The organism is Pseudothioclava nitratireducens, assembly GCF_029210495.1.
GTDB lineage: Bacteria > Pseudomonadota > Alphaproteobacteria > Rhodobacterales > Rhodobacteraceae > Pseudothioclava > Pseudothioclava nitratireducens.
This window is the reverse complement of sequence record NZ_JARGDK010000023.1, coordinates 1-5011: the sequence shown is the minus strand read 5'-3', so window position 1 is coordinate 5011 and position 5011 is coordinate 1. Positions and strand designations below refer to the sequence as shown.

6 protein-coding genes and 1 pseudogene are annotated in these 5011 nt (G+C 65.5%); 2 read left to right on the top strand and 5 right to left on the bottom strand.

The window, feature by feature from the left end; translation table 11 throughout:
- Together P0X85_RS14875 and P0X85_RS14870 are read right to left on the bottom strand one after the other, a co-directional pair.
- A pseudogene (locus P0X85_RS14875) lies at positions 1 to 251 on the bottom strand (hypothetical protein); the annotation flags it as partial.
- Complete coding sequence (locus P0X85_RS14870) at positions 248 to 2725, bottom strand: phage tail tape measure C-terminal domain-containing protein (protein WP_173496032.1); 2478 nt, start codon at positions 2723 to 2725, stop codon at positions 248 to 250. The pseudogene P0X85_RS14875 and the gene P0X85_RS14870, both read right to left, overlap by 4 nt.
- Positions 2726 to 2741: 16 nt before the next feature.
- Here P0X85_RS14870 and P0X85_RS14865 point away from each other — a divergent pair, with 16 nt between their 5' ends.
- Entirely contained in the window at positions 2742 to 3050 is a 309-nt protein-coding gene (locus P0X85_RS14865; RefSeq protein WP_254449905.1) for a type II toxin-antitoxin system RelE/ParE family toxin, read from the top strand.
- 10 nt (positions 3051 to 3060) lie between these two features.
- On the top strand, positions 3061 to 3351 hold the full coding sequence (locus P0X85_RS14860; protein WP_173496031.1) for a HigA family addiction module antitoxin: 291 nt from the start codon (positions 3061 to 3063) through the stop codon (positions 3349 to 3351).
- Here P0X85_RS14860 and P0X85_RS14855 read toward each other — a convergent pair.
- From P0X85_RS14855 to P0X85_RS14845, 3 genes are all read right to left on the bottom strand, one after another.
- Positions 3322 to 3498 (bottom strand): DUF7697 family protein, encoded by a 177-nt coding sequence (locus P0X85_RS14855; RefSeq protein ID WP_275815092.1) that lies wholly within the window; start codon positions 3496 to 3498, stop codon positions 3322 to 3324. The two genes, P0X85_RS14860 and P0X85_RS14855, sit on opposite strands and share 30 nt — an antisense overlap.
- A gap of 167 nt (positions 3499 to 3665) precedes the next feature.
- A complete protein-coding gene (locus tag P0X85_RS14850) occupies positions 3666 to 4028 on the bottom strand; it encodes a hypothetical protein (protein ID WP_275815088.1) in 363 nt (120 codons plus the stop codon).
- A gap of 2 nt (positions 4029 to 4030) precedes the next feature.
- On the bottom strand, positions 4031 to 4972 hold the full coding sequence (locus P0X85_RS14845) for a phage tail tube protein (protein ID WP_275815085.1): 942 nt from the start codon (positions 4970 to 4972) through the stop codon (positions 4031 to 4033).
- Between the last annotated feature and the right edge of the window lie 39 nt (positions 4973 to 5011).

Sequence of the window (5011 nt, the reverse complement as noted above, 5' to 3'; positions counted from 1 at the left end):
GCCTCGATCGAGGGATCGGCGAAGAGCAAAAGGCCGCGCCCCGAGCCGAGCGCGGTCAGCGCCGCGGAGACCGAGCGGGCGAGCGGCCCCGATTGGGCCGCGAACTCGATATCATATTCCCACCATTCGCCGCCCCAGTCCTGCACCTCCGTGGTGCCGGTAAAGGGCGACTGCGTCTGGCTCGTCGCACTCACCAGCCGGCGTTCCAGCCCCGCGACCCAGGTCCGCGGCAGTTCCACAATCACGCTCATGCCAGACGCCCCCGGCGCATGGCCGTGCCGACCGCTGCCACGGCCATGCGCTCCAGTTCGGGCTGGGCATTGCGCAAGACGGTTGCCAGTTGCTCAGCCACGCCCATCTGGGCGCCCCGCGCATCCACATTGAGATGTACCGCGACCGGTGGCAGGCGTCCGCCGCCGCGCGCGACCTCCGCGCGCGACAGGACCCGCTCACCCCGCTGCAGAATGGTAGGCACTTCATCGGGCCGCAATCCGGCCCAGGAGCCAGCCGCCCCCACGGTGCCACCGCCATGCATGCGTGGCGCACCGACAAAAACCGCTGCGGGTACAGACCGCGTATGGCCGGAGATCCCAACCATGCCGCCGGCATGCGAAACGGCCGCCGCGACCGTACCGCCACCAAAAACACCCGCCAGCGCATTGGCGATGGGCCCCAGCACTGCGCGCTTGAAGGACAGAACTGCAAGGTCCGCCAAGATCGAGCGCACGAGGCCCTTGAAGTCGAACTTGCCGGTTTCAACAAAGCTCCGGAACGCGCTTTCCGCGCCACTGAACGCGCTGGACAAGGTTTCGCCGAGGCCCTTGCCCCAGTTCAGGGCGTCGGTGGCATAAGACTTCAGGGCGTCTGACACGGCACGCCAGCCGGTCACGATCTTCTCAGCCGCGCCACCACCAGACCCGCTGCCGCCCACAGCATCTCCGGCCCGCTCCATGGCCTCCGTCAGCCGATCGGCCGAGGTCGTGGCCTCGTCGAGGGCCGCCGCACCGTCTTCGCCGGTGCCTGCCACGGCATCGCGCAGCGCGCCCCAGGAGGTGAGCGGGGCGGTTGCGCCATTGGCGAGATCGGTCGCCGCCTGGCGGTAGGTGTTGGCTGTTGCCAGCGCCTCGGCAGCGATCGCATCGAGGCCGAGGTCGGGCGAGGTGAGAGGGTTGTCCTCGAAGGCCCGCCGGAACGCATCCGCTGCAGCCGTTCCGGCCTCCGCCGAGGCCCCGGCGAACGGGTTCGGGATATCGCCGAGGCTGAGTTCACCGATCTCGCCAAAACTGGTCTCGATGCCGACAGCCGCCAGCGCATCGCGAATGTTTCCTGTGAAGGCGTCGATCCGGGCGATTGCGCCGTTCAGCATGGCTTCGATCCCGTCAAGCATGCGGTTTGCAGCCGAGAAGACCAGATCTCCGATCACATCCGGCAAGCGCGACCAGATCTCGCGCACAGCGAGAAGCGCGCCCTCGAAGGTGTTGGCAGTGGTGTTGCCAAAAGCCACGACACTCTCGATGGCCCCGGCTATCCCGAAAGCGGCATCGGCCTTAAGATCGTAGAACATTGCGGTGGCTGCAGCCCCCGCGGCCGAAGCGCCCATCTTGATCCGGTCCCAGACCTCGACTGCGACATCCTTCAACAGACCCATGGCCTCGCCGATGCCGCCCGCGCCAGACGCCAGACGCGTGAACCAGTAGACCAGTTCGCCCGCGCCGACGATCAGAGCGCCAATGCCGGTGCGGATGAGGGCACCTTTCAGCACAACGAGCGTGGTGGCCAAACCTCGGACAGAGAGTGCCACGGCCGCCATAGTGGCCACCCAGCGTCCGGCGAGGAAGGTGGCGAAGGTCCCGGCATAGACAGCAAGCCGATCAAGGTTGGCGAGCACCGCATCAAAGGCTTGGGCAATCGGGCTGGTGCTGGACGCAAGGGCGACAAACGCATTGGCCGCAGCCTCCAGCGTGGGCGCCAGCGCGACAGCGATCCGATTGCGCACGCCGGTGAAGACCTGCCCAATGCTGACCAGCGCGAGTTCCGAGCGGCGCATGGCGGCGATGGCATCTGCATCGAGCACCGCCCCAAGGGCCTGCGCCTGTGCGCCAAGCCGGGTCATCTCTGCGCCGCCGTTTTGCAGGATTGGGATTAGCCGCGTGGCATCGGACGCCATGGCCTCGAGATAGAAGGTCATCTCCTGCTGACTGACGCCCGCGCGCTCGAGGCTCGAGACATAGAGTTGCAGCGCCTCCGGCCCCGAAAGCCGCGCAAACTGATCGGCCGTCACGCCCACGCGCGGCGCGATGTGTTCAAAAAAATCCGCCATCGGACCGCCGCCCGTCTGCAGGAAATCCCCCGCCCGGTCGTTCACGTCCTTCAGGATATCGGCGAGTTTTTCCTGCTCGATGCCGACTGTGGCCGAAGCGGCCGACCAGCGCTGGAACAGCTCTGGATTGGCATTGGCGACCTGGGAGAGCTGGTTGATTTCGTTGGCGGCAGAAACCGTCGAGCGGGTCATCGAGACGACGGCAGCAGCAAGGGCCGTGGCAGCAGCCGTCGCCGCGATCCGGGCCCGGCGTGCGAAGGCGGCCATGCGCGCGTTGGCCTGGTCCAGTTCACGGCTAAGTCGACCAAACCCACGCGAACCAGCCTCGCCGACGCCCTCGAGTTCGGCACGCACCTGGCGCCCGCCCGTCGCGGAGAGGCGGACGGAGACTTGTTTCGTAGCCATAAGGGGTCCTTGCAAAATGTATCAACTCATGATACATGAGAGCATGATCGTTAGCACACGTGGAAAGCTCGCCGCCGCAGCGGTTCAGGACCGTTTTGGCAAAGGCTTTCCCGCTGACTTGGTCAAACGCACGCGCGCTATGCTTTCGGCACTGGACGCTGCAGTCGTTCTTGAAGATTTACGGTTCCCGCCGGGCAATCATCTTGAAGCCCTGAGCGGCGACCGCGCGGGACAACACTCGGTGCGCATCAACGGACAATGGCGCATTTGTTTCATCTGGACCGATCAAGGACCTGCAGAGGTCGAGATCGTCGACTATCACTAGGAGAGCCAACATGAGCCTCGTGACCAATCCGTCCCATCCCGGCGAAGTCTTGGCCGAGCTGTATCTGGTACCGCTCGAGATGAGTGCCATCGCCCTTGCTGCAAAGCTCGATGTGCCTCGCACCCGGATCGAGCGCCTCGTCAAAGGCCAGACCGCCATCACCGTTGATACGGCCATGCGGCTCGCGCGGTTCTTTTCCACGACCCCAGAGTACTGGATGAACCTCCAGCGCGCGTGGGATCTGGCTCGGGCCCGCGAGACGATCGACGTCTCAGGCATCAAACCCCTCGAGGCTGCCTGAGCCAGTCGCCTCTTCGTTGGTCTTGCGCACCATCACCGCCTCAATGGGCGGCAGGAGTTCCGCGATGATGAGGGGCGAGAGCCCCAGGGCTGCGCCGATTTGCAGGGCCGCACCCATGTCCCAGCCGAGGACAGCGCCGCCGCTCATCCCGCCGGCAACCCGAACCTGCCCACCGAGGCGCTGGACAAGGTCCCAGACTTGCCAGCCCTCGAGGGTCAGCGGTTTATGAAGGCTACGCGGACATTCCGGGCATGCGGAGGAACATGCCGCGCAATAGTCACCGCCCCCGCCGAACTCCCAGTCGGCGAGAGCGGTCAGGCGTTTTTTTCCGCGTCCAGAATGAGCGCGCCAGCGATGTATTTCGTCTGGAACGCCTCAAAGATCGGCCAGAGTTCCAAGAGCGCGTCGAGGCCCTCAGGCGTGAGAGGCAGTGGCTTGCCGTCTTCATCGCCCACGCCTTCCCAATCCTTCACGACGATGCGCGCAACGGCCTTGGCCACGATGCGCGCGAGGTCATCGTTGGAGGCGCTCCCGTCAGCATCACCGGCGGCCGCGACGATCGTTGGGTCGCTGCGCGCGGCCAACATGATCGCGGTGGTCAGCGGCTCCACCAGCAGCCGCACACCATGGCCGAGGTCGAGCCAGCGCGGCTCAGTGGAAAGGTTCAGGCGCAGCATGCTCAGTACACCTCGCGGTCATTGATAAGGGTCACCGTACACATCCGGCCCGCCACGGGATCGCTGGCAGCCTGCCAGTCGAAGGTCGCCTGCACGCCCTGCGGGCCGGATATCTCGATCCGGGGGCGTGGGAGATAAACGGCATGCGCGGTGAGGGTCAGGCTCTCGCCCGTCGGCAGCGTGTAGGAGAACTCCAACTCGCAGGCCTCGCCATTGATCGCCTGTTGCACCAGTGTCTGGTCCGCGAAGCGCACGACGATAGTGCCGGTCAGTGCTGCAATCGACGGGTCCGCGCCATCAATCTTGCCATCCGCGCGGATCGTCTCGATGCGGTCGAGATTGTTGGCATAGGTCAGGTCGGCGGAGACAACGTTCCCGATATTGGCCCCGTTCCGCGTGATGGCCCCGTTGAAGTGGCCGAAGCGTTTCAGGGCAATATTGGCGGACGTGCCCGCCGCACTTGTCGTGGCGATGGCCTCGCCCTGCGCCACGATGCTGGCCGTGGCCGTCAGCAGCCCTGATCGCGCCATCTGCCAGCTCAGACTGTCCACCATGCAGCCGGAATACATCGCATAGCGCGGCACTTCTGGCATGCCGGTCTCGACTGAGAAGCTGGGCAGTGCCCAGTTTCCGGAGCGGAACTGATGCGTGAAGGGGGCATCGGCACCCGTTGTGGTGGGCGCGCCAAAAGCGGCCTTCAACCAGAAGCCGAAGGCCTCGGCATCGATCGGGATGACCACATCGCCATCCGCCGTCACCGCATCCTTGATCGGCGCCTGCGGATCGCGGCCGTAACCCAGCAGTTCCGAGGTCTGCAGCGGTTGTTCGGCTCCCAGCGTCGTGCTGGCAAAGGGCATCTTGGTGAAGCCGCTCACAGGCGGCGTGCCGTATGTCGTCTCGAACGCCAGCGCCATCTGCGCCCGCGCCCCCTGGGCTCGTGCCATGTTCTGTCCCTTTCGTATATGATCGCCCCAACAGGCTTG

Coding starts and splice junctions, on each gene's coding strand:
- P0X85_RS14870 (WP_173496032.1), bottom strand. CDS start 2,725: ATGGCTACGAAACAAGTCTCCGTCCGCCTCTCCGCGACGGGCGGGCGC.
- P0X85_RS14865 (WP_254449905.1), top strand. CDS start 2,742: ATGTATCAACTCATGATACATGAGAGCATGATCGTTAGCACACGTGGA.
- P0X85_RS14860 (WP_173496031.1), top strand. CDS start 3,061: ATGAGCCTCGTGACCAATCCGTCCCATCCCGGCGAAGTCTTGGCCGAG.
- P0X85_RS14855 (WP_275815092.1), bottom strand. CDS start 3,498: ATGAGCGGCGGCGCTGTCCTCGGCTGGGACATGGGTGCGGCCCTGCAA.
- P0X85_RS14850 (WP_275815088.1), bottom strand. CDS start 4,028: ATGCTGCGCCTGAACCTTTCCACTGAGCCGCGCTGGCTCGACCTCGGC.
- P0X85_RS14845 (WP_275815085.1), bottom strand. CDS start 4,972: ATGGCACGAGCCCAGGGGGCGCGGGCGCAGATGGCGCTGGCGTTCGAG.